Annotated in this window: 25 protein-coding genes and 1 tRNA gene; 7 read left to right on the top strand and 19 right to left on the bottom strand. The window is 43.6% G+C overall.

All coding sequences use genetic code 11. From position 1 onward, the window contains the following. Positions 1–18 precede the first annotated feature (18 nt). The 7 genes from rseP to rimO all read right to left on the bottom strand — a co-directional run bounded on the left by rseP (position 19) and on the right by rimO (position 8,169). Positions 19–1,395: an RIP metalloprotease RseP gene (gene rseP, locus ACT3QN_RS01895; protein WP_444522339.1), complete on the bottom strand. Its 1,377-nt coding sequence runs from the start codon at positions 1,393–1,395 to the stop codon at positions 19–21. A 97-nt stretch (positions 1,396–1,492) separates the two neighbouring features. Continuing rightward, the gene (gene ispC, locus ACT3QN_RS01900; protein WP_444522340.1) at positions 1,493–2,701 is read right to left on the bottom strand and encodes a 1-deoxy-D-xylulose-5-phosphate reductoisomerase; all 1,209 of its coding nucleotides are present in this window, start codon (positions 2,699–2,701) and stop codon (positions 1,493–1,495) included. Positions 2,702–2,880: 179 nt separating this feature from the next. Beyond that, positions 2,881–3,690 carry a phosphatidate cytidylyltransferase gene (locus tag ACT3QN_RS01905; RefSeq protein ID WP_444522341.1) on the bottom strand — a complete coding sequence of 270 codons (810 nt, stop codon included), beginning with the start codon at positions 3,688–3,690 and terminating at the stop codon, positions 2,881–2,883. 174 nt (positions 3,691–3,864) lie between these two features. Next, positions 3,865–4,623 carry a polyprenyl diphosphate synthase gene (gene uppS / locus ACT3QN_RS01910; RefSeq protein ID WP_444522342.1) on the bottom strand — a complete coding sequence of 253 codons (759 nt, stop codon included), beginning with the start codon at positions 4,621–4,623 and terminating at the stop codon, positions 3,865–3,867. 386 nt (positions 4,624–5,009) lie between these two features. Continuing rightward, positions 5,010–5,564 (bottom strand): ribosome recycling factor, encoded by a 555-nt coding sequence (gene frr, locus ACT3QN_RS01915; protein WP_444522343.1) that lies wholly within the window; start codon positions 5,562–5,564, stop codon positions 5,010–5,012. A gap of 112 nt (positions 5,565–5,676) precedes the next feature. Then, positions 5,677–6,402, bottom strand: coding sequence for a UMP kinase (pyrH, locus tag ACT3QN_RS01920; protein WP_424509833.1), 726 nt, complete (start codon positions 6,400–6,402; stop codon positions 5,677–5,679). Between the two features lie 171 nt (positions 6,403–6,573). Next, positions 6,574–8,169, bottom strand: a complete 1,596-nt coding sequence (gene rimO, locus ACT3QN_RS01925; protein WP_444522344.1) for a 30S ribosomal protein S12 methylthiotransferase RimO — start codon at positions 8,167–8,169, stop codon at positions 6,574–6,576. Positions 8,170–8,304: 135 nt separating this feature from the next. On the opposite strand from rimO, the gene ACT3QN_RS01930 reads away from it, so the two are divergent. The 3 genes from ACT3QN_RS01930 (at position 8,305) to ACT3QN_RS01940 (ending at position 11,840) form a co-directional block, all read left to right on the top strand. Next, the gene (locus tag ACT3QN_RS01930; protein WP_444522345.1) at positions 8,305–9,669 is read left to right on the top strand and encodes a two-component system sensor histidine kinase NtrB; all 1,365 of its coding nucleotides are present in this window, start codon (positions 8,305–8,307) and stop codon (positions 9,667–9,669) included. An 89-nt stretch (positions 9,670–9,758) separates the two neighbouring features. Further along, the gene (locus ACT3QN_RS01935; protein ID WP_444522346.1) at positions 9,759–11,537 is read left to right on the top strand and encodes a sigma 54-interacting transcriptional regulator; all 1,779 of its coding nucleotides are present in this window, start codon (positions 9,759–9,761) and stop codon (positions 11,535–11,537) included. Positions 11,538–11,755: 218 nt separating this feature from the next. Continuing rightward, a tRNA-Leu gene (locus tag ACT3QN_RS01940) sits at positions 11,756–11,840 on the top strand. A gap of 156 nt (positions 11,841–11,996) precedes the next feature. Here ACT3QN_RS01940 and ACT3QN_RS01945 read toward each other — a convergent pair. The 12 genes from ACT3QN_RS01945 to ACT3QN_RS02000 all read right to left on the bottom strand — a co-directional run bounded on the left by ACT3QN_RS01945 (position 11,997) and on the right by ACT3QN_RS02000 (position 18,550). After that, entirely contained in the window at positions 11,997–13,136 is a 1,140-nt protein-coding gene (locus ACT3QN_RS01945) for a tyrosine-type recombinase/integrase (protein ID WP_444528764.1), read from the bottom strand. Positions 13,137–13,319: 183 nt separating this feature from the next. Then, positions 13,320–13,529, bottom strand: a complete 210-nt coding sequence (locus ACT3QN_RS01950) for a hypothetical protein (RefSeq protein ID WP_444528765.1) — start codon at positions 13,527–13,529, stop codon at positions 13,320–13,322. A 115-nt stretch (positions 13,530–13,644) separates the two neighbouring features. After that, a complete protein-coding gene (locus ACT3QN_RS01955) occupies positions 13,645–13,845 on the bottom strand; it encodes a TraR/DksA family transcriptional regulator (protein WP_444528766.1) in 201 nt (66 codons plus the stop codon). A gap of 66 nt (positions 13,846–13,911) precedes the next feature. Continuing rightward, the gene (locus tag ACT3QN_RS01960) at positions 13,912–14,748 is read right to left on the bottom strand and encodes a DUF2303 family protein (RefSeq protein WP_444528767.1); all 837 of its coding nucleotides are present in this window, start codon (positions 14,746–14,748) and stop codon (positions 13,912–13,914) included. 82 nt (positions 14,749–14,830) lie between these two features. Continuing rightward, on the bottom strand, positions 14,831–15,184 hold the full coding sequence (locus ACT3QN_RS01965) for a hypothetical protein (protein WP_444528768.1): 354 nt from the start codon (positions 15,182–15,184) through the stop codon (positions 14,831–14,833). Between the two features lie 51 nt (positions 15,185–15,235). Next, positions 15,236–15,454, bottom strand: coding sequence for a hypothetical protein (locus ACT3QN_RS01970; protein ID WP_444528769.1), 219 nt, complete (start codon positions 15,452–15,454; stop codon positions 15,236–15,238). Continuing rightward, positions 15,438–15,650: a hypothetical protein gene (locus ACT3QN_RS01975; RefSeq protein ID WP_444528770.1), complete on the bottom strand. Its 213-nt coding sequence runs from the start codon at positions 15,648–15,650 to the stop codon at positions 15,438–15,440. The genes ACT3QN_RS01970 and ACT3QN_RS01975 overlap by 17 nt, the downstream gene beginning before the upstream one ends. Next, positions 15,647–16,168 carry a hypothetical protein gene (locus ACT3QN_RS01980; RefSeq protein ID WP_444528771.1) on the bottom strand — a complete coding sequence of 174 codons (522 nt, stop codon included), beginning with the start codon at positions 16,166–16,168 and terminating at the stop codon, positions 15,647–15,649. The genes ACT3QN_RS01975 and ACT3QN_RS01980 overlap by 4 nt, the downstream gene beginning before the upstream one ends. Continuing rightward, positions 16,168–16,521, bottom strand: coding sequence for a hypothetical protein (locus tag ACT3QN_RS01985; RefSeq protein ID WP_444528772.1), 354 nt, complete (start codon positions 16,519–16,521; stop codon positions 16,168–16,170). Before ACT3QN_RS01985 ends, ACT3QN_RS01980 begins: the two co-directional genes overlap by 1 nt. Beyond that, positions 16,514–17,395: a hypothetical protein gene (locus ACT3QN_RS01990; protein WP_444528773.1), complete on the bottom strand. Its 882-nt coding sequence runs from the start codon at positions 17,393–17,395 to the stop codon at positions 16,514–16,516. The genes ACT3QN_RS01985 and ACT3QN_RS01990 overlap by 8 nt, the downstream gene beginning before the upstream one ends. After that, the gene (locus ACT3QN_RS01995) at positions 17,392–17,616 is read right to left on the bottom strand and encodes a hypothetical protein (RefSeq protein WP_444528774.1); all 225 of its coding nucleotides are present in this window, start codon (positions 17,614–17,616) and stop codon (positions 17,392–17,394) included. Before ACT3QN_RS01995 ends, ACT3QN_RS01990 begins: the two co-directional genes overlap by 4 nt. 190 nt (positions 17,617–17,806) lie before the next feature. Beyond that, positions 17,807–18,550, bottom strand: coding sequence for an XRE family transcriptional regulator (locus ACT3QN_RS02000; RefSeq protein WP_444528775.1), 744 nt, complete (start codon positions 18,548–18,550; stop codon positions 17,807–17,809). A gap of 126 nt (positions 18,551–18,676) precedes the next feature. Between ACT3QN_RS02000 and ACT3QN_RS02005 the strand changes: the two genes are divergently transcribed. Genes ACT3QN_RS02005 through ACT3QN_RS02020 form a run of 4 tightly spaced genes read left to right on the top strand, consistent with a single transcriptional unit; the run spans position 18,677 to position 22,197 of the window. Beyond that, positions 18,677–18,949, top strand: a complete 273-nt coding sequence (locus tag ACT3QN_RS02005) for a transcriptional regulator (RefSeq protein ID WP_444528776.1) — start codon at positions 18,677–18,679, stop codon at positions 18,947–18,949. 41 nt (positions 18,950–18,990) lie between these two features. Continuing rightward, complete coding sequence (locus ACT3QN_RS02010; protein WP_444528777.1) at positions 18,991–19,491, top strand: phage regulatory CII family protein; 501 nt, start codon at positions 18,991–18,993, stop codon at positions 19,489–19,491. Further along, complete coding sequence (locus ACT3QN_RS02015) at positions 19,481–20,497, top strand: primase-helicase zinc-binding domain-containing protein (RefSeq protein WP_444528778.1); 1,017 nt, start codon at positions 19,481–19,483, stop codon at positions 20,495–20,497. The genes ACT3QN_RS02010 and ACT3QN_RS02015 overlap by 11 nt, the downstream gene beginning before the upstream one ends. Beyond that, complete coding sequence (locus tag ACT3QN_RS02020; protein ID WP_444528779.1) at positions 20,497–22,197, top strand: primase-helicase family protein; 1,701 nt, start codon at positions 20,497–20,499, stop codon at positions 22,195–22,197. The genes ACT3QN_RS02015 and ACT3QN_RS02020 overlap by 1 nt, the downstream gene beginning before the upstream one ends. Positions 22,198–22,427 lie beyond the last annotated feature (230 nt).

Here is a 22,427-nt window from a genome sequence, read left to right on the forward strand (position 1 = left end):
ATGCTGCTCATTAGCTGTTCAAAATAGGCGACTGATATCATTACCAATTGCTAACACCATGAAACCTGCCAGCAAGAGTAAACCAATATTTAGACCGACCATTTGCACACCTTCAGATAGTGGCTTACCACGTATTAGCTCAATAACATGATAGACAATATGACCACCATCCAATACTGGAATCGGCAAGAGGTTCAAAACGGCAAGACTCAAACTAATCAGTGCTGCTGTTGATAATACCATCTGCCAACTGATCTCAAAGCTTTGCTTAGCAACTTTGGCAATGGTAATTGGTCCTGATAGATTGTCTAAGCCAATCATACCTGACAACATTTTTCCCATCGAGCTTACGGTCATTACCGCTAGCTGCTCAGTTTTTTCGAACGACTTAACTAACGATTCACTAGGGCCGTAAACCACGGTGGTCTTATAATCATCAGAGATAACAATCTCGGTCTGATCCACCATCGCACCGATCTGTCCGTAATCATTGCCCAAGTTGTCTTTTTTGCCTTGAGGCATGATCTGCAACTGTACAGGCTTTTCATCACGCAACACCGTGAAGTTCAATAGCGTCTCAGGATTATCACGGATGATACGTGTGGCACTAATCCAGTCTTCAATTGCCTTATCATCAATAGCAGTAATACGATCACCAACCTTTAGCCCTTGGCGGCTAGCTGCGCCATCAGGAGCCAAGCCGCCTACAATCGGAGCAATCTGTGGCTGCCACGGCAACATACCAAAACTGGTTAATGCGTCTTTACCTTGAGCCTCGCCTTGCATAAACTGCGTGACTGGTGCTTGATAGGTTTTAGTCGACTGTTCGGTTTGGGCATCTGACTGCAAGGTAATACTAACCTTATCCGTCTCACCCATACGTCCTGCAAGCCGGTAGTTAATACCTTCCCATGTCTGCACGTCGTGTCCATCAATCGCAATAATCTTATCACCGACTGGTAATTGTGCCATCGCAGCAGGCGTGTCTGGTAGTACTTGTCCGATCTTAATCGCCAACTGCTCAGATGGAGTCATAAACAACACCCAAAATAGCGCGATAGCAATGACAAAATTCATGATAGGGCCAGCTGCAACGATAGCAATTTTCTTGAGAGGATGTTGTCGATTGAACGCAAGATGCTGCTCATCTTTCGCAACATTACCTTCACGCTCATCTAGCATTTTTACATAGCCGCCGAGTGGCAATGCTGAGATACGATAATCGATACCACTCTTTTTGCTAGTCCAACCAAAAACTTTCGGACCAAAACCAATAGAGTACGTTAACACTTTGACACCGCAAAGCCGTGCCACGATGTAGTGCCCCCACTCGTGTAAGGCAATAAGTGGGCCCAAGACAAATATAGCGGCTAGAACTGTTAGTAAAAACGTCATAATTTTTTCTCGGTATTGTCTCTCAGCATTTTTATTAACGTTTTCGCTAGTATTCGTTTATCAAAACTATGTATCAGCTAAGGGACGCTTGCTACGATTATGTTAGCTTTATTACTAACTTATCAGTCAGGTGGCGCGCAATTTTATCGATTGCCAATATATCTTCTATATCAGCGGTTTCTTTTAACGGTGGCAGCTGTATGTCATTTAACGCTTGTTCGTTAATGTCAGCAATATCAGTCAAACGAATTTTCCCATCTAGGAATGCTGCTACTGCAATTTCATTTGCTGCGTTAAGCACAATCGTGGCTTGCGTACCCGTTTGCATTGCTTGGCGAGCCAAACGCAAGCAGACAAATTTTTGCAAGTCAGGTTCAATAAACTCTAAACCACTAAGTGCAAATAAGTCTAATGGCTGCGAGCCACTATCAATCCGATCAGGGTAGCTCAGCGCATGCGCAATTGGCGTCTTCATATCTGGACTACCCAGCTGCGCTAAAAAACTACCATCGCTATATTCTACCATTGAGTGAATGATACTTTGTGGATGAATGACCACATTTATCTTGTCTTCAGGCAAATCAAATAAGTGACAGGCTTCTATCAACTCAAGCCCCTTGTTCATCATCGTGGCCGAATCGACAGATATCTTTTGGCCCATCGACCAATTAGGGTGTTTGACCGCTTCTGCGACGCTTGCCTGCTGCATTTGCTCGAATGGCTGCTGCAAAAATGGCCCACCAGAGGCTGTTAACCATAGTTTTCGGACACCATGATTTGTCTGATGAATTTGCGTATTATCTTGCTGAATAGCGAGTGGCAAGCATTGGAAGATGGCATTGTGTTCAGAGTCGAGCGGCAGCAAAGTAGCTTTGTGCTTCTTGACCGCACCAATCATAACTTTACCTGCCATGACTAACGCCTCTTTATTAGCCAATAAGATACGTTTGCCTGCACGTGCTGCTGCTAATGTAGACGCCAGTCCTGCCGCACCTACGATTGCTGCTACAACCGTATCAGTCTGTGAGTCAGTAGCGATATCTACCAATCCTGACTCGCCCCCAACGACATCACTAGCGATTCCCGCTGCTTTGAGTCTGCTAGCAAAATCATCCACTGCTGCTGTCGGCACACTGACGCGCTTCGGCAGGAACTGCTGACAGAGCATAAATAGCTTGTCCAAGCGATGACAACCTGACAAAGCATAGACTTCATAGGTATGCGGTTGAGCCGCCAATATTGCTAAGGTACTATCGCCAATCGAGCCTGTCGCGCCTAGTACGGAGATGCGTTGCGTCATAACCATTAATGCCCATGATACTTAAAAATAATAAAAATAGAATATTGTCTATCTACTACAAAACTATTGCTCTGGTAACTTCGCTAGCTATACTAATACATTGCTTGCACTTGGCTCACTTATATCAATATTACTGAGAATAAACTACAGAAAAGGTTTAAACAGAACAGTGCTGCTATATAACCCTACACCACTATTAAACCAAGCTGCTGTATCGCCCAAAAACCAAGTGCAAATATCGGTGTTGCAGACAACAATGAATCGATACGATCAAGAATACCACCGTGACCTGGCAAAATAGTGCCTGAATCTTTTACATCAGCACGGCGTTTGAGCATCGACTCAAACAAGTCTCCAAGTACAGATACAAGAATAGTGATGGCTGATAACGATACAAATGCGATTAATGGTACACCCGTCAGCTGTAGTTTAAAGACACTGATAGCTACCACAACCAACAGCCCAGTAACGAGGCCACCAGCCAGCCCTTCCATGCTTTTATTGGGTGAAACGTTGGGTGCCATTTTTCGGCGGCCAAGCTTGCGTCCAACGAAATATGCGCCGCTATCTGCACACCATACTAATAAGAACACATACAGCAGCCACCACGCAGATAACTGCCAGAGATAGAACATCGCTGTAATAGATGCTGTCAAAATAACCGCACCCATCATTGCCAGCTGGTTGCCGTACCATCTCGTTTGTGTCGGGAAGACTCGAACCCAAGACAATGCCATCAGCCATATACCTAACGAAGCTACCCACCAGAATAGCCAAGTCACCTTGAACATTAGTGATAATATAGTGAGCGCCAAAACCACTAACACAAATACGGCAGGCTGGCGCCACTTAGGCATCAACTTGGCCCACTCATGAGCGGCAATGATGACGCCGATAGCCAATAATGGTGCAAATAAAATAGGTGTTTGGCTCGCAAACATTGCAATACCAACGATAATAACGAGAACAATTGCCGTCTTAATTCGTTGCCACATACTTATCGAGCCTTATAATAATGAAGAACAGATGGTCAAAAAATGCATTATAGCAGCTAACTAACTATGGCCTAGTGATAGCGATTGATATCAATTTAAGCCGTTTATCATTGCATAAACCAGCACTATTGACCAGTTATACATACCGACTGAATTTATCTATCCACTCGCTGCTCAGTGAGACTGCTGTTCTGTCACTACCTGCTCGCTGGTTTTGCCAAAGCGGCGTTGACGTTTAGCAAACTCTGCAATCATCAAAGCCAACTCTTCTGCTGTAAAATTTGGCCACAATGTAGGAGTGAAGAACAGCTCAGCATAGGCAGATTGCCACAATAAAAAATTGGAAATACGATACTCACCGCCCGTACGTACCAGCATATCTACTGCTGCGGTGTCGGCCAATTGTACGTAGTTACCTAACAACTCTTCGCTCATATCTTCAGCTTTCAATTCGCCAGCTTGCACTTGCTGAGCCAGTTGTTTTGCTGCATTTGCAATATCCCACTGTCCACCGTAGCTAATCGCAATTGCCAGTGTCATCGCATCAAAATCTGCCGTCTTTTCTTCTGCATCAGCCATTAGAGTCTGTAATGACTCACTGAGTTGACTGCGATCACCGATGAAGCGTAGGCGAATACGATACTCATTCATGCGCGGCATTTGCTCATGAATCGTCGATGTGAGTAGCTGCATCAGCAGTGCTACCTCACTAGGCGGTCTTTGCCAATTTTCGCTAGAAAACGCAAACACGGTCAACACTTCAATGCCTGTACTGACACAATATTCGACGATAGGATCAAGCGCATCTTTGCCAGCCACATGTCCTTGACCGTGGCCCAAATCATTGGCCTTACCATAGCGATTATTACCATCCATAATGATGGCGATGTGACGGGGAAGGCTAGCGGGCGCCAAAACGGCTGAAGTGGACATAGGCGAACTTACTTATTGTTAAAGTAAAATAATAATAACGTGTGCAATGACGATTAAAAAGCGCCACCGATATAATTCACTAACTTATCATAATTGCGTTGTTAGTTTTTAATGCTCAGAACACGATGAACACAGTTCAATCAATGTCTTTAGCATAATATAGATATGGTTTCATATAGTTGATTCAGTTTAAAAGAAGCGCAAAGCAACCAAGTGCAGATATATATATGATACTCCAAGCGAGGTTAACGCTTTAGCTCTTTTATAGAGGATTGACTATATCAGTCTGCATAATAATAAACAGCCAATAACTATAAAGTATTGGCTGCTCAATTACAGGTAATCTACCGAGCTGATTTTTGCTATAAATAACAAGTATATCAGTATTAAACTTCCATCAAATCGCTTTCTTTCTTACTCAAGCGAGCGTCAATCGTTTCAATATATTTGTCAGTGATTTTTTGAATATCATCACTAGCGCGGCGCTCATCATCTTCTGAGATTTCTTTTTCTTTTGCCAAGTCTTTGATGTCGTTCATCATGTCACGGCGAACATTACGGATAGATACTCGGCTGCTTTCAGCTTCGCCACGTGCAAGCTTTTGCATGTCGCGACGAGTGTCTTCTGTCAAAGCTGGCATCGGAACACGAATCACATCAGCGGTCATTGGGTTCAAACCTAAATCTGCTTCACGAATGGCTTTATCTACTGCTTGTACCATCGTACGGTCAAACGGTTGGACCAGTAAAGTACGTGAGTCTTCAACGTTAACGCTTGCCACCTGGTTCAATGGTGTATCAGAACCGTAGTAGCTAACCATCACACCTGACAACATGCCTGGATGCGCGCGACCAGTACGAACTTTACTGAAAGTGCTTTCAAGCGCTTCCAACGTTTTTTGCATGCGTGCTTCGCCGTCTTGCTTAATCTCTTTAATCATTGTGTATCCTTATTTATCGTTACCGACAAATCTTTTATTTGCTATTGGGATATTAATTATTTTTTGCTAATCGTTAGCTATTTACTGACGTTAATTACCAGTATCGCATCAATTAATGAAAAACTCGTGTGCCTTCATTTTCACCCATAATGACATTCAACAATGCATTAGGCTTAGTCATATCAAACACTTGTAGCGGTACGTTATGCTCACGGCATAATGCAATAGCCGTTAAATCCATGACACCTAGCTTTTGCTCTAGTACTTCATCGAAAGTTAGACCGTCATATTTGACTGCATCATCATTTAGACTTGGGTCTTTGTCATAGACACCATCAACTTTAGTCGCCTTCAAAATCAAACCAGCTTCGATTTCGATACCGCGCAAACAGGCAGCGGTGTCAGTGGTAAAGAACGGGTTACCCGTGCCTGCAACAAAAATGCAAACTTCGCCGTTTTTGAGATAACGAATCGCATTACGACTGCTATAGCTTTCGGTGACTTCACCAATCGGTAACGCTGACATCAGACGAGTTTTGATGTTGCGACGCTCAAGCGCATCACGCATTGCCAGTCCGTTCATAACGGTCGCTAGCATGCCCATCTGATCACCTGTAACACGGCCAACGAGACCTTCTTTTTGTAACTGAGCACCGCGATATAAGTTACCACCGCCGACCACGATACCAACTTGAACACCAAGTCCACGTAAGTGAGCAATAGATAAGCTCATTTTATCAAGCACTTCGGTATCAATACCCATGTCTTTACTACCAGCTAAGGCTTCACCGGAGAGTTTCAGCAAGATACGAGCGTAACGCGGGTTTTTGTCAGACATGAGGTCACCTTGTTATCATGAAATTATAAAGAAAATTATCGGTAAAATACAAATCGAGTTTGTCCACAACGCTACACTTACAGCTAAGCGTATTAAAAAGGCCAAATTGCGCTAATTGTAGCAAAAACTGCCCATCATTGGGCAATTTTCATCACATATCTTATTGGATATCTAGCCTTGATAACTGGCGAACAGATCGTATTCGCTAGCATCATCGATAGTCACTGTTAAAAACTGCCCTACCTTAACTTGAGCGTTGATGTCATCAACATAGACATGACCATCAATTTCAGGTGCGTCAGCATAGCTACGACAAATAGCAATATTTTCATCGCTATCGATTTCATCGACCAATACCGTTAAGGTCTTGCCAACTTTTTCTTGCAGCTTTTGCGCTGAGATATCCTGTTGTAGCGCCATTAGTCGCTCATAGCGAGACTGCTTAACGTCTTCAGGCACATGATCAGGCAAGTCATTGGCCACTGCGCCTTCTACTTCTGAATAGGTGAATGCACCCACACGGTCAAGACGTGCTTCAACCAACCAATCAAGTAAGCATTGAAAATCTTCTTCTGTCTCGCCGGGGAAACCAACCACAAAGGTCGAGCGAATCACAATATCAGGGCAGATATCACGCCATGCTTTGATACGAGCCAAGGTATTTTCACTATGCGCAGGACGTTTCATCGCTTTTAGGATACGATGACTGGCATGCTGGAACGGAATATCTAGGTAAGGGAGCAGCTTCTTCTCACCCATCAACTCAACAACTTTGTCCACATGTGGATACGGATAGACATAATGCAAGCGAACCCAAATGCCCAAATCATTCAATGCTTGGCATAAGTCATAAAACTTAGACTTGAGCGGCATGCCATTCCAAAAGCTGGTTTTATACTTTAGGTCAAGACCATATGCCGAGGTATCTTGCGAGATAATAAGCAATTCTTTCACGCCAGCTTTTTTAAGCGCCAGCGCTTCGTTCATTACATTATCAATCGGGCGCGATACCAAATCACCACGCAAGCTTGGGATAATGCAGAACGTACAACGGTGATTACAGCCTTCTGATATTTTTAGATAAGCATAATGACTTGGGGTCAGTTTGATACCCGCTTCATCGATCAAATCTATTTTTGGATTATAGTTCGCATCTTCGTTGCGATTTGGCTTGGGCACATGCTGCGACACTGCTGTAATCACTTCGTCATAGGCATGCGCGCCTGTCACTGCTAGTACCGCTGGATGCATTTCACGGATTTTTTCTGCTTCTTTACCTAAACAGCCAGTGACAATCACTTTACCGTTTTTGCTAATGGCTTCGCCTATTGCATCAAGCGACTCTTGTACTGCGGACTCAATAAAGCCGCAAGTGTTTACCACGACCAAGTCAGCACCATCATAATCACTGGCTACTTGATAGCCATCACGGCTTAGCTCAGTGATAATACGCTCACTATCTACCAATGCTTTTGGACAACCTAGTGACACAAAACCAATCTTTGGCGCTGCACTAACTGGCATCGTAGCAGTCGCATTGACAGTCGAGGCTGAAGTAGCATCGCTGCTTTGGGCTACACTACGATTTTGGTTGTGATTGGCTTTATGGTGGTAAGGTTGTTTAGTATCTGCTTGACTGATATCTGTCTGGCCCTGCTCTTGTACTGTTGTAGGCGCAGCAGGATTGAAGATAGTGGCAGTGTCTTGTACGGCAGATAGAGGATTTGTTGCTGTCGTATTCACTGACTCGGTAGAAGTTTTGGACATGGCTGACCTTGCTAGAGATAAATTGGCTGAGCGCATTGTACGTTTTTTTTGCAAAAATCACCAGTTTTGCCGCTCTATAGTCTTGATTTGTGGTTAAATATTATCTCAAGCATCTGACTTTTTTGGGCATGACTAATGAACGCTGATTTTATAACCGCTAAAACAACCCCTGATCTTACATTTATATCTCAGCATTTATTCACTGCTATCTTATGGGTCAACGATGATCTTTTCATCACGCGTTTGAATGCTCAAGCCGAGCAGCTACTCGCTATTAGTACCGGTAGACTCATTAATCAATCAATCTTGACACTATTAGCACCCGATGAGCTGAAGTCTAAAGACACTATATCTATCGATAATGCTGGTGACGATACGAATGCAAATGAGCCTTCGAGCGAGCCAGCTTACTCTTTGACCGAGCGCTTTGTACAATCGCAAAACTACCAGCAGCCTTTTATCGATCATGATCACATTATAAAAACACCACTAAATAGCAATTTATCGTTGTCAGTTGACTATAGCGTCACGCCAGTCATCTATGAACAGCAGCCCTATTTTATTATCGAGATGTGGGGCAAAGATCGTCAAAGTCGTATCTCTGAAGAGGAGCGCAAACAGCAGCAGTATACAGTTGCTCGTCATATGCTACGCTCAGTGGCGCACGAAATAAAAAATCCTCTTGCTGGTATTCGCGGAGCAGCACAACTGCTACAACGACAGTTTATTAAATTCAGCGACGCATCTACTACTAGCACTTCTAGCGCTGATAGTGCTTTGACAGCTACCAACGCTGACACACAGCATAATTTGCAAAAAATGAATCAAAAGCTGCGTAACTATACGGATATTATTATCTCAGAAACTGATCGATTAACTCATCTTATTGGGCAGCTCCTGGGTTCCAATCAACTACCAAACTGGCAGACGCTTAATATCCATGAGCCCCTAGAGCATGTCTTAACCTTAGTGGCCAATCAGTATCCACAGGTAGTGTTACAGCGTGATTATGATTTATCATTGCCAGAGTTATGCGCTGATAAGGATCAACTGATTCAAGTGTTTTTAAACCTCATTAACAATGCTTGTGAGTCGATGACTGAGTTCGAACAAACGCTGCAACAGAATAAAATCTCAGAATCTCAAGAATCGCCACAAGCTACCAGACAAACTGAGAGCAGTTCTGATTATCAACCAACGCTGCATATTCAAACGCGGGTTGCCTTTCAGCATACAATCGTAGGACAGCAGCACAAGCAAGTGATGCAAATCACCATTACCGATAATGGCTCAGGTATTGATCCAGCTCTGATCGATCAAATATTCTTCCCAATGGTTACCAGCCGTGCAGCAGGGACAGGTCTTGGATTATCCATCGTTCAAGATATTATCAGTCATCATCATGGTATGATTGATGTTAGCTCGACAAAAGAACAAGAGGAGAAGCAAACCCGATTTACGCTATACCTGCCATTTACTCAACCTACCACTGAGACATAAATATATTATGATACGAAGCTGCTAAGTTTCATAACGCTCCATACCCAATCCCCAACTTACCACCAATAATTGCTGATTAGGCCCAATACATGACTGAATATAGCGACAACCTCCAACCTAAAAGCGATACTCCATCATCACAATCACAAATAGTAACTGTGAACAATGCACCCAGCGACCACCCTGCGACATTGTGGTTAATCGATGACGATGCAGCCCTACGTATGGTGTTGGCAGACACGTTTGAAGATGCTGGATTGACCGTTATCAGTTTTACCCAAGCGCAGGCAGCATGGACTCGCCTTAACGATGCTTTAAAACAGCAAGAGTCAACAGAGCAATTACCTGACGTCATATTGACCGATATTCGCATGCCAATGATGGATGGGTTGTCTTTTAGCGACTGGGTCCATCAGCATTTCCCAAAAATGCCAATCGTCATTATGACGGCACACTCAGACCTGACTTCTGCTATTAATAGCTATCAGACAGGTGCTTTTGAATACTTGCCCAAGCCTTTTGATTTAGATGATGCGGTTGCAACAATTTATAAGGCCATCAATTATCAGCCCAGTTTAGAAACAGCTACCGTTAACCTTTCAGATGAACCTAATACCAATATAACGTCTGATACCTCCACTGCAAATCCGATAAAACCTAAAGCAGTATCTGCTAGTAAGACAACCAAAGACAATAAGAACAAAGAAGCAGTCGAAACCAAAGGTAATGGGAATCCTAGCGGCATCATTGGACAATCCCCAGCCATGCAAACGGTATTTCGTGCTATTGGCAGGCTGGCTCAATCTCCTATTTCTGTCTTAATTACTGGAGAGTCTGGTACAGGTAAAGAGTTAGTTGCCAGCGCTCTACACCAGCATTCACCGCGTAAACAGCAACCATTTATTGCCCTCAATATGGCAGCCATACCACACGACTTGATCGAGTCTGAGCTATTTGGCCATGAAAAAGGCGCATTCACTGGTGCGACGACAATGCGTCAAGGACGTTTTGAGCAAGCTGACGGCGGGACTCTATTCTTAGATGAAATTGGTGACATGCCTTTTAGCACTCAGACGCGACTATTACGAGTCCTAGCCAACGGGGAGTTTTATCGTGTTGGTGGACAGCAGCCAATAAAGGTCGATGTACGTATCATCGCAGCCACTCACCAAAACTTAGAAGAGCTGGTAAAGCAAAGCCGATTCCGCGAAGATTTGTTTTATCGTCTCAATGTCATTCGACTACCTCTACCACCACTACGTACACGCCCTGAAGATATTCCTGCCTTAGCCCTCTACTTTATGCAATCTGCCGCAGAGCAAATGAGTACCACACCGAAGCATCTGCATCCTGCTGCATTACAAATTATGCAGACATTCGACTGGCGCGGTAACGTGCGTCAACTAGAGAATGTCTGTCTATGGCTAACCGTGATGGCCACTGGTGATACTGTCATGGCGACAGATTTGCCGCCAGAGCTACTTGAAAATATCTCACCTAATGCAGTGCTTCATGACGAACACAGCTCATCAGAATCAGAGGAAGGAAGCCAAGAGCATTTGGCACAAAATGGCGAAGTATCAAATAGTAATGTATTAAACAATCATCAAAATAGTCAGATGCCTAAAAGCCAAAGTTGGCAGCAAGCATTGGCTGATTGGGCTGAACAGTCCCTGAATACAGGCGAAACTGATATTTTGCAAACAGCAACACCTGAGTTTGAGCGCGTTTTATTAACAGCAGCACTTAATCATAGCGGCGGCAAAAAGATAGAGGCCGCAAGCTTACTTGGTTGGGGCCGTAATACTCTGACACGCAAATTACAACAGCTGGACATCTCTGCGCCAAGAGTAACAACTAAAGAGTAAATAAACGCATAAAACGCTATGATAAATAACTATTAATATCAAACACTTAAAATAGGTACCAAAAATAAATATCAAATAATTAAAAATAATTGCAAATAGGGGTTGCCAAACAATTAAAACTCTATATAATAGCCAACCACTGAGACGCACTACCGAATCAGTTAACTATCTAGATAGTGTTTGAGTTTAATCACTTTTGATGATAGAGTAACGAAAATGGGGCTGTGGCGGAATTGGTAGACGCACCAGATTTAGGTTCTGGCGCCGTAAGGTGTGAGAGTTCGAGTCTCTCCAGCCCCACCATTTTCGGATAGTGAATAAATTGTCTCAAACCTATACTAAACCTGCCTTCGGGCAGGTTTTTTTATTGCCTAAAATTTGATAACTATTTATTAAAGGTGCTGTTGTCGCAGTTTTGTCGCAGTTTCTATGATTCAACTACCGAGAAACACTTGGCAGTTAGTCACCATAATCAAGCTTCATCATCTCAGCTTGCATGCGCTCGGTATTAATCCACTTTGCATAGATTTTGGTGAATGTGATGATATCATGACCCATTTGATAAGCCGCTGCAGAAACATCGATCATACTATTGAGCATCGTCGTCGCATAAGTATGACGGCAATTATAAGCAGGCCGCACTCTTATACCTATCACTGGCAGTACTTCCTGAAACTTTTCGGACAACTTATCTGGTCTTGTCCATGGCTCATCGGTGTGCAAACTGATAAATAATCGTGACTGGTGACCAGTGAGGGCCTTAAGTCTATCCAATACGACCAATATCTTATCGTTGAGATAGATATTACGAATCTCATTGGTCTTAGTTGACAGCTGCACCTTGCCACTGCTCAACGTCTTACTTATTTTTGCTAGTCGATTAGTTACATCTATGTCAGCCCAGTCTATGGCCAATGATTCACCAGGGCGACAACCCGTCCAAAACTGCCACACAAAATATAGATACCAAATCTCTTTATCATCTGTCCAATGTCTTTGCATATAGTCAAGTATGGCCGAACGCTCATTAGGCAAAAAAGGATCTGGCTCGTCCTTTTGTGTCTTCTTATTACGGATACGCTTAGTGGGCAACTCTTCAATAATTTCGTCAATAAATGCCAAATCAAACACTCCGCGCAGTGGCGTGAGTGCGTCATTAGCAGTTTTAGTGCTGCTAAAGTCATTCTGTGCGAGTGCAGTGCGCACCATTGCCGGTGTTATATCTGCAATTGCTATAGATGCAAAAAAAGGCATCCACTTATTTTTAAGGATGCCTTTATATTTACGTCTAGTGCCTGTATTACCACTATCTAAGCTATCAAGATAAAGCTGCGCATAGTCTGCAAAAAGTGGTCTATCATCTGCTGTTGTCTCATCGATAATATTACAAGCTAATTCAATATCTTTTACTGTCAGATTCTCCCATTTTCTACGAGCCATCAAACTAGCTCGTAGCTTTCCCGCTTGGGCAATATTCTTTGGCGTCGCCGTGTACGGGAGGACGAAGTACCTACGCCCTTCTCCTTTGATTGGGATATTAATTTCGACGCTGCCGCTTCGCACTCTAACGCCTTTTGGATACCCTGCTGACTCATCCAATGATTCCACCCCTGTAAACTAAAGTAAATCTTGTTATCAATCTTTTTCCACACCACGCCTTCAGGCCATTTTTCTTTGGCGATATATAGACGTGTGTGCGGTAGACCGATAAGTTTAGCAAATTGGGGGAGAGTTACCCAGTCTAAAGGCACATTTGATTTGATAATTTCAATAACGTCCATCTTACTTTTTCTCCAAACTTATCTGCAAATGCACAAACATCGCTATCACACCTAAGATCAGCGTCGCCCATGCCCCACCACATTGACTATGAGTTTGTCCGTCAAGACCCAGCAGCATCAACCAAAAGAAGATTAAAATAGGTAAAACATTGATGACGATGAATACCTTAAGAAACATCTTCATTGCTGTATATTTCTTAGCAGTTTTCACAGTCATTCCCCTTTATTCAACTCAATCGATACTAGCCAAATTACTGCAACAATGAGCATACCCAGTAAGATAGCTGTGGCGGTAATCACTAATAATTGCTCATTATTACTTAACATCACCGTCCCCTTTTCTCAAACACGCTTTGGCAGTCTACACAGAGCGTTACCACACCCATTGCTTGGCGTTTAGCAGGAATATCCTCGCCACATTCCAAGCACTCAGCCAGTGACGGCTTGTCAAACTTTGGCGCTCGACTCAGATACTGAGTCATTGTTAAATCAACATAGTCATTTGCGCGATCAGCATCATCAGCCATTTTAAAATCCTTATAAAAACCCTACCCCAAACAATAAGAGCAGGGCTTAAAAACTTAATTTATTGTTTAACCCTGGAATTGACCGATGCAGACACTGACTCCATCAAAAACACGGCTCGCAACAATGTCAGCAAACTCTTTTGCCAGCTCATCCCGCACAGACTGCAATGCTTTAATCTCAATCTTGAAGACTGGCTGACCGTCTTCGTTGCTAATACCCAATCGCAAAGCAAGATTGCGCGCTGGTATACCCTGATAGCACTCATCATTCACACTAAAATACGCAGGTAATGCGCCATCAATACTTTTTGCTTCAACCGACTCCAAGCGCGAACGAGTCTCGCGGTAATTACCTGCATGACTATCAGTTTGCGCACTTTCATCAATTCGAATACTGCGTACTGCATTGATAGCTTTGGCGTTTTCAATCTCATTACCTTCAGCATCACGAGCAATTACCTTGTGGCCCCAGTCTTCCAAAAATTCTGCAAATACTTTCTGCTTACATCGGCCCATATCATGCATTGATACCAGTTTTTTAAACATAACAGTACGCTCAGCATTCAAAACTGCTCGATGATCAAGGTGACCTTGCTCAAAATCATCCGCGTCAAAGTTCAGTATTGCTACAGCTTGCATCTGATTCTTATCAATAAAAACGCTAATATGTTCAGGCTGCGCGTTGATCTCAATATAGTCAGCAAAGCTGTCAATATCAGTTGTTGCAAATGTCCCGCGCTTACGGCTACGACCCGCATCATACTGCTCTAAACCCAACACTTTTACGCTTGGATTGACCAGAGCGGTATGCGGATTGATTAGTTCATGACGTAATAGCGAGCTGTCGGCCGCAAGTGAGGCTGCAACTGCTGATTCGGTTTGGTAGTTTTGATAATCTGACATGTTATAATCCTATTAGGATGAGTTTGTTTGTTAGTGATAAGCAAGTGTTGGCGCACCCGCTTATCGTAGTAGATGACTTTGGTTAGACGTCTGTTTCTTGGTTGGTTTGGTCAAACAGACCAGCTGTATGATTCGCATACAGGCTCATCTCACCACCTTTATTTACATGCATCGGCGTTTTGCGCGCATAATCTTCTTTACGGCTACCAAACTTTTCAGGTGCGGTATATTCAAGCTTATGCTTGATACCAACTTGCAACGATTCTTTGTCGCCCATCTGCTCGATATCTATCGTGATTTTCACTTGGCCTTTCTTACCAGTCATAACGACTGCATCAGCAACATCACTTAATGCATGGCCGATTTGGTCAGCGAAAGCGCCGCCAGTAAGATCACCCAAAAACTTAGTGGTATCGGTTGGTTTTAAATTACTCATAGTCTTGCTCCAGTTATGCCCTTATGGGCGATTAAAAATTAATGATTAGTGTTAAGCCATCTTATCAACAGTCGCATTGATAGCCGTGTAGGTTGACCCAGTGCGATATTCAATTTTATTGCCACGGTCAGCCAAGCGACATGCTCGGCCCACCAGGTGACGCCCTTCCCCGCACGCGCCGACAATCTCCCAGCTGTGCATGTTTACATCAAGCCATTGCAAGCCATAATTGTTTGGCGCAAAAGTGACTCGTTTAATCTGCTTTGACATTACTTATCTCACTTGCTTTAATCATTGCATCGGCCCAGTCCCGGATATCCTTTAGACGGTCGATGCTGAATTTTTTAAGGATATAAATATCTGCTTTATCTGGCATTTTGTTATGCGGCGTTTGCAGCTTGATAAATAGTGCGTCATCTCTGACAAATAAATGAGCACGTCGGTTAAGGGATAATGTTTTACTCATCGCCGCAGCTCCCTTAATATCAGACTTTTAATCGTACCGGCTGCATATAGCTGCCCGTTCTTACCATCGATATTGACGACATGATGATTGCGCGTACCGTAATGCTCCCTATCGATTGCCAGGTAATAGCCGTGATGTTCAAACTTCTTGCGCTTGTCGATACGATTACATATTTGGCGCTTGTAATTATCAGGCGTACAACTGAGCAAGACGCTGATGTCAGGTATGACGCCCTCAGCACCCCAAAGCGGATGAATCATACGACGTTTGACAGCGGAGTCAGCATTGCGATGCTTGTCGAACAAAATGACATCTAAGTGCATATACTCACCAAGCAAATAATCATCATCAAAGTTGACTACATCGATACCGCGCTCAAGCTTAATGACGTCAGTGATGATGCCTTGCGCATTTAAGCAACGTTGCACACGTTCGCATGCGGTAGTGACACCAATGTGAGGCGCGCCACTAACATTGATTAGCAAAGGCCCTTTACGGGTTTGTTTGTTTATAGACATTACGCCACCTCACTGTGTTCGCTATTGGCAGCTACAATGTCAAGTAGCGGTTCAAGGTTGATGTTTTGGGCAAACGCCTTGCGTAAGTCAGCTTCTAAATGTACCAACGCTGCCCAGTACATTGGATTGATACGGCACCGCCGCTCTGAGACTTGCACGATAATTAGGCGCAGTTGCTCAGCGACATCGAGCAGAGTGTGCTGGTCGCGTAGTTCGATTGGCTTGGCAATATGCTTGCACCACTGGTTTTCGGCATCGCGTAAAGCGGTACGGCTGACAGCGTTGCTAAGTTTGGCGTTGTGCATGAGCGATACTAAGATAGTACTCGGCTTGATGTTGGCGATATTACGCATAGCAAGCCTCCAACGCCGCACGAAATGCTGGTAGTTCGGCTTCGGTTATTGTCCGCAAAGTTGCAAATGCTTCGCTCTCAGTGTTCCATCCCGCATCTGCCATCGGCCCACCCTCCCTAATGAGCAATAAGTCCGCAACATTAATTCGGCCAGGTCCGCGCATTAAAATCGCGTAAGCACCCAAAGGTTCGTAAATCAAAATATCCCATGCTATTAACTTGTCACTGCCAACCGCATAATCATCTTCACTAAAGCGGTCCATGCTATGCATGCGCTGTATAAGAGTTTCGGATAGATTTTTGATAAAGATAAGCTGCATGTCAGCTTGGGTGATTTGTGGTACTGACCCAGATAGCCAGTTAGGTTGGTCTAATACATCATCGATATGTGGGACGCATTCGTCTAAGCCGTTGCCGCTTAGATAATCGACATCGTTGACGGTTTCACGGTCGATAGCACTGTTTTTCCAATCTTCACTAGATCTAAGATCGCAAAGGTATCTAGCTTTTGAACCATCTTGTGCATACCACAACGAGTAGTCCTTATTCTCGTTAGTTGCTAAGTCTTTTAATGGCACTTGAAACAACCAAACTTCATTATCAGCATCTTTGGCAGCACTTACCCACTTTTCATCCTGCCCTTCAAACACCCATTGCCCCATCTTCTTAAGAAATGGAATGCGGGGCGCATCATTAGCTGCTTCAGCTTGCATGGCTGCAAGTAAGCGGTCGCCGTGACTGTCATTTTTAACTGACAGTGCTCGCGTCACTTCGTCTAGTTTGCCTTTTAAAGAATCAATTTCGACTTTGGTTTCGTTATCAAAACCGATTTCAAAGCGCGTGATTATCTTACCTAGCTTGTTTTGAGTGCTCATGCCACACCCCCTACAGTCATAGCGACAATTAATAGGGTGCAAAGCGCCATAAACCAGCGTGTATTTCTACGCGCTAATTTGTTGGTTATTTCGGTTTGAGTAAGTTTCTGCTCAGCGGCTTGGAGTTGCTGGTTACGTTCAGCTAGGATTAGTTGTAGGCGCTCAATCTGTTGTTGAGCGCGCGTTGGTGGGACCGTTCCGTTGGTTTGATATTGAGACATGACGTTATACCCGTTTTGTTGATTACGGGTATATAATTACATTTGTAATTCAGACTGTCAATTACTTTTGTAATTTATTATCAATAATAAGTAGTTTTATAATTACAAATTGATTGTTTATATGTAATTACTTCATGTAATTATTTGTAGATAGCTATTAATATTTAACAAGATGCATGTTCAAGAAGCCTTATAGCTTACTAAATGTATATCGTACGCGAGCTTCCATGCTGAAATCATAGAACTTATCCTTATTAACAATTTGGTCGGGATATCTAACTTTATCAGCATTGTCGCTGACCAAGGTTACCGTACCATCTAAGTTTTTAAATGCGCGCTTACATATAGACTCTCCATCGGCATTAAAAACATAGATTTTGTTACTAATGAAATTGTCATATTCTTTTTCATTAGTATTAACCAGCATTAAGGTGCCATGGGGAATCGTATAGCCCATGCTATCTCCGCATGCATGCATTAGCAGTAAGCCATTACCATCAATAGGTAAGTCGTTCTCACGCAAAAATTCGACTGTGAACGCAATCATTCCTTTTTGCTCTGGATGTTCTAAGTTTACGTAACCACCACCACAGCTGGCCTTTAAGTCTTTGTATGGCACATTGACTAACGGGTAGTCAGTCGTCCCACCTACTATTACATAATCATTAGTCTTGTCATTATTGTGCTCAATATCGTGCGCATTCTCATTCTCAATCTGTTTATCACCAGAGCCTGATATTAACCAGGACAAATTAACCCCAAGCGCCTTTGCTAAAGCTTCCGTATAACTACTGCTTTTCCCGTTGCGGCGCTCAAGGTTGCCTATTACCGATGGGTCAGCTCCGATCATTTCGCCTAACTGTGCTTGAGTAAGTTTTTTCTCTTTTCGTACAAACCTTACGCGCTTGGCTAGTGTGTCTAAGTCAGGTTCCATAAGTATCTCCCAAAGTTTACAAACATAATAATTACAAATGAAATGATGCGCCACTTACAAAAGTAATTGACAATATGACTTACAAATGTAATTATATTGCTAACTAATAAAGACAAAGGTAATTTTATGACTCACTCTAAATCTATCCCGCCTACACTGTTAGCTCTACAAAGAGCAATCGACATCGCAGGCGGACAAGCAGAATTATCAGTAAAAATCGGCCTTGGGCGTACATCTTCAAACGTCGGCGTTATGGTTTCTAGGGATAAAAAAGCTAGTGCTAAGTATGTTGCAAAAATTAGCGAAGCTACTGGCGTCCCATGTCACGAGTTACGTCCAGATATATTCCCCACTCCCGAACCAGCAAACGATCCAAGTAATCAACAACAACTAGCTTAACGCTACAGCCGAAATAAAAGAACGACAATAACGGGGGCAATATGTCGAAGCAAAAATATACAGCAGCAGAGCGCGCCGAAAAGTGCGCATTAGACCTAGAAGCAGCAGTCTATCAAGCTGCGATGAAACCACGCGGCACGCTTGGCAGTATTTGTGAGACGTTTGGGCTTAATTACAATACAGCGGCCCTGCAAGTCAACCCAAAGCGCACAAGTCACACGTTATCGCCGTCACTTATTGAACAAGTCTTAAGCGCCACACAATCATCACTCATTATGGATGCTATCTGCTGCGCTCATGGCAACGCCGCGTGGTTTTTGTTACCTGAAGATGACAACCAGTGCGACGAAATGATTGATATTGCTTTGCTTGGTCAAAAGTTTGCAGACCTCAATAGCACCTCGCTGGATGCTTATGCTGACAAAATTATTGAGCCTGACGAATACGCTCGTATGCAAAAAGATGCTCAAGCACTACAGCGTCACATTCAAACGATTTTAGAAAACGCCAAGCGCAATATGGAGAGACATAATGACAGATAAACGCACCCCATTAGATTTTGATGCCATACGTGCAGCCGCTGTCGGCAACTATGTCTCAACTATCTTTCCTGCTGCTGGTATCAGCTTCACTAAACCAGCCCATCAGCATCAGTCATGCCCTATGTGCGGCGGCGAAGATAGATTTCGCTGTGACGACAAACGCGGTGAAGGGACTTGGATATGTTCACAGTGCGGCGCTGGTAACGGCTTTATGCTAGTCAAAGATTTTACCGGTCTTGATGTTTATGAAACCAATAAGCTGATTGCAGGCGCAATAGGACTTGATGCGACTAGCACGGTCACAGATGAGCAACGCGCACAGTGGCAATCACAGCAAGTCGAACGTGAAGCAGCAGAGAAAGCTGAAAAGCGACAAGCTCGCATTGATGCTGCCAGTCGAGCCCAAAGCATTTGGGATAACTCAAAGCCCGCAGCTGACGATCACCCTTATTTGCTACGCAAAAACGTCTCAGCAATTGGGTTGAGCCAAGACGCTAATGATAACTTAATCATCCCCATGTATTACCACAATGCCGACAAACAACAAATAACACTGGTCAACGTGCAAACCATTGCACCTGATAGCGAAAAATTGTTTTTAAAAGGCGGCTTGGTAAGCGGCGCTTACTTTACGATTGGCAGTTCAGCCATGTTTGGTGGTGGTGTGATATTGATATGTGAGGGTTATGCCACTGGCGCTACTGTGTTTGACGCAATGAGCTATAGCTTGCCCGTGATTGTCGCATTTAATGCAAACAATCTAATACCAGTCGCCCAATCTATACGCGCTCAATATCCTGATCATCGCATCATCATCTGTGCTGATGATGACAGCGCAACTGCTGCCAAGCTGCGCGATAAAGACATCGCTGACGGTAAAGAGCCAAAACCGCTTGTTGAATATAACGCCGGTATTTATAAGGCCCAGCAAGCTGCTATTAGCATCAATGGTGAGATAGTCACCCCAAGCTTCGATATATTAGATATAGATAAGGATGCGGCGTAATGCAAGGCAAACAACATACAGACTTTAACGACCTCGCCGCTGCATCTGGACTTAATGAAGTAGCACGCCAAATCAAGCATGCGCTAGCCAATCAGTCAATCGTGACGCGAGCTGCCAATGATGACCATAGTACTGCTGCACCCATCGTACAGCACAACGGCAATGTACCGGCTGACGTAGAGCAAGAAATGCGACTGGCAGCGATGATCAAGCGCTACGCTCAAATCACTGATATCGGCAAAGTGACTAATAAAGTCTATGACACTGAGCAAAAGATTGAGTATACAAAGACCCAGTTTGCTAATGAGATTGGCAATAAGAAACTAGCCGACCTATGGTGGAAAGCGACCCACCGCAAGATAACTAAGTCAGAAGTCGCAAAAGACCTTGACGTGATGATGGCTGTTGAAGCTCAATCGATGTTTCAGCGTTACTTCCTTATCTATGGCACCAAAGAGGTTTGGGATGACGTTGAGCGTATTCGTCTGCCTGTCGATACCATCAAACTAGCGCGCCCTAATGAGTATGAGATTTGGCTTAAGTCAGAGGCGCGTATTACTATCAAAGCGGATAACATCTGGTTTGACCCTACTCGCACCAAAACACCCAAGCATGACAAAGATATTGCTATCAATACATTTGACGGTCTACCACTAAAACCTATTGAGACAGATATCGAAGACGCGGCCAAGATGTGCAAGCCGATCACTGACCTGCTATTACATTTGTGCGAAGGCAAACAAGAAGTCTATGAATGGGTGCTTAGATGGCTAGCCATTCCATTGCAACAACCTGGTACCAAACTTGATACTGCTCTCATCTTTCACGGTGAAGTGCAAGGCGCAGGTAAGTCGCTATTCTTTGACCGCATCATGAGCCGCATCTATGGCGACTATGCTGTCACATTGGGACAAGGTCAGCTTGACTCTCAATATAATGATTGGGTGTCGAATAAGTTATATGCGCTATTCGAAGAGATATTCAGTGGCAGCGATAGCTATTCACAAATGGGCATGGTCAAGCAATTGGTAACAGGCAATACAATTTATATCAGTAAAAAGTTTATGAGCGGCTGGCAGCAAGATAACTTTGTTAATGCAATATTCTTATCAAACAACATGAAGCCCTTAGCACTGGAGCAAAACGATAGACGGCATGTAGTCTGCTATCCACAACAAAAGATTCCCGAACCCATTCTAAAAAATGTCGCGGCTGCCCTATCCGACACCGATGACAAGATGCTACGTGCTTTTTATACTTTACTTCTAATGACTGACTTAAAAGACCAGACAGCACATACACCGGCTATCATGACCCAGAGCAAGCGCGAAGTAATCAGATTAAGCCAACCAAACTGGGAGGTTTTCTACGACGATTGGTCGAATAATAACTTAGAGATACCTTACTGCTGCTGCCTTAGTAGTGACTTATATTTTGTTTATCGTCAGTGGTGCCAAAGAGGCGGCGAACGGCCAACCTCTGAAACTAAACTTATGACATATATTGGTAGACGCGAAGCTAAATCACGGCTAAAATACAGAACGCCTAACATGAATGCCGCCAAACAAGCTATGGTCTTAGCTATAGCCATGCCGACATCATATCCAGCTGACAAGTTTGGTAGTCAACAAGACTGGATTGGCGGACAGATTCACCGATTCAAGCTCGCAATCAATAGTGTTTACGACCCAAAACAATAATTAGGTGCAGGGTTTAAGGGTTAGGTTCATAGTTAAAATCAAACCCTTAACCTCTACAAGCCAATAATACCAAGCGATACGAGACCCTGTAGCAGACGTTGCAGGGTTTTTTCTTGTGCGCGCGCGGGAAATAAATAAATAACTTAAATATATTTAATATTAATCACTAAATAGTTTTTATCCCGTGCGTAAATATAACCCTTAAACCCCTTAAACCCTTAACCTTTCAT

Origin of the sequence: Psychrobacter sp. AOP7-C1-14 (genome assembly GCF_052376135.1) — a bacterium.
Taxonomy (GTDB): domain Bacteria; phylum Pseudomonadota; class Gammaproteobacteria; order Pseudomonadales; family Moraxellaceae; genus Psychrobacter.

Bases quoted from the DNA above. Each gene is read 5' to 3' on its own strand.
- rseP (WP_444522339.1), bottom strand. From the start codon at position 1,395: ATGACGTTTTTACTAACAGTTCTAGCCGCTATATTTGTCTTGGGCCCA.
- ispC (WP_444522340.1), bottom strand. From the start codon at position 2,701: ATGGTTATGACGCAACGCATCTCCGTACTAGGCGCGACAGGCTCGATT.
- ACT3QN_RS01905 (WP_444522341.1), bottom strand. From the start codon at position 3,690: ATGTGGCAACGAATTAAGACGGCAATTGTTCTCGTTATTATCGTTGGT.
- uppS (WP_444522342.1), bottom strand. From the start codon at position 4,623: ATGTCCACTTCAGCCGTTTTGGCGCCCGCTAGCCTTCCCCGTCACATC.
- frr (WP_444522343.1), bottom strand. From the start codon at position 5,564: ATGATTAAAGAGATTAAGCAAGACGGCGAAGCACGCATGCAAAAAACG.
- pyrH (WP_424509833.1), bottom strand. From the start codon at position 6,402: ATGTCTGACAAAAACCCGCGTTACGCTCGTATCTTGCTGAAACTCTCC.
- rimO (WP_444522344.1), bottom strand. From the start codon at position 8,169: ATGTCCAAAACTTCTACCGAGTCAGTGAATACGACAGCAACAAATCCT.
- ACT3QN_RS01930 (WP_444522345.1), top strand. From the start codon at position 8,305: ATGAACGCTGATTTTATAACCGCTAAAACAACCCCTGATCTTACATTT.
- ACT3QN_RS01935 (WP_444522346.1), top strand. From the start codon at position 9,759: ATGACTGAATATAGCGACAACCTCCAACCTAAAAGCGATACTCCATCA.
- ACT3QN_RS01955 (WP_444528766.1), bottom strand. From the start codon at position 13,845: ATGGCTGATGATGCTGATCGCGCAAATGACTATGTTGATTTAACAATG.
- ACT3QN_RS01960 (WP_444528767.1), bottom strand. From the start codon at position 14,748: ATGTCAGATTATCAAAACTACCAAACCGAATCAGCAGTTGCAGCCTCA.
- ACT3QN_RS01965 (WP_444528768.1), bottom strand. From the start codon at position 15,184: ATGAGTAATTTAAAACCAACCGATACCACTAAGTTTTTGGGTGATCTT.
- ACT3QN_RS01970 (WP_444528769.1), bottom strand. From the start codon at position 15,454: ATGTCAAAGCAGATTAAACGAGTCACTTTTGCGCCAAACAATTATGGC.
- ACT3QN_RS01975 (WP_444528770.1), bottom strand. From the start codon at position 15,650: ATGAGTAAAACATTATCCCTTAACCGACGTGCTCATTTATTTGTCAGA.
- ACT3QN_RS01980 (WP_444528771.1), bottom strand. From the start codon at position 16,168: ATGTCTATAAACAAACAAACCCGTAAAGGGCCTTTGCTAATCAATGTT.
- ACT3QN_RS01985 (WP_444528772.1), bottom strand. From the start codon at position 16,521: ATGCGTAATATCGCCAACATCAAGCCGAGTACTATCTTAGTATCGCTC.
- ACT3QN_RS01990 (WP_444528773.1), bottom strand. From the start codon at position 17,395: ATGAGCACTCAAAACAAGCTAGGTAAGATAATCACGCGCTTTGAAATC.
- ACT3QN_RS01995 (WP_444528774.1), bottom strand. From the start codon at position 17,616: ATGTCTCAATATCAAACCAACGGAACGGTCCCACCAACGCGCGCTCAA.
- ACT3QN_RS02000 (WP_444528775.1), bottom strand. From the start codon at position 18,550: ATGGAACCTGACTTAGACACACTAGCCAAGCGCGTAAGGTTTGTACGA.
- ACT3QN_RS02005 (WP_444528776.1), top strand. From the start codon at position 18,677: ATGACTCACTCTAAATCTATCCCGCCTACACTGTTAGCTCTACAAAGA.
- ACT3QN_RS02010 (WP_444528777.1), top strand. From the start codon at position 18,991: ATGTCGAAGCAAAAATATACAGCAGCAGAGCGCGCCGAAAAGTGCGCA.
- ACT3QN_RS02015 (WP_444528778.1), top strand. From the start codon at position 19,481: ATGACAGATAAACGCACCCCATTAGATTTTGATGCCATACGTGCAGCC.
- ACT3QN_RS02020 (WP_444528779.1), top strand. From the start codon at position 20,497: ATGCAAGGCAAACAACATACAGACTTTAACGACCTCGCCGCTGCATCT.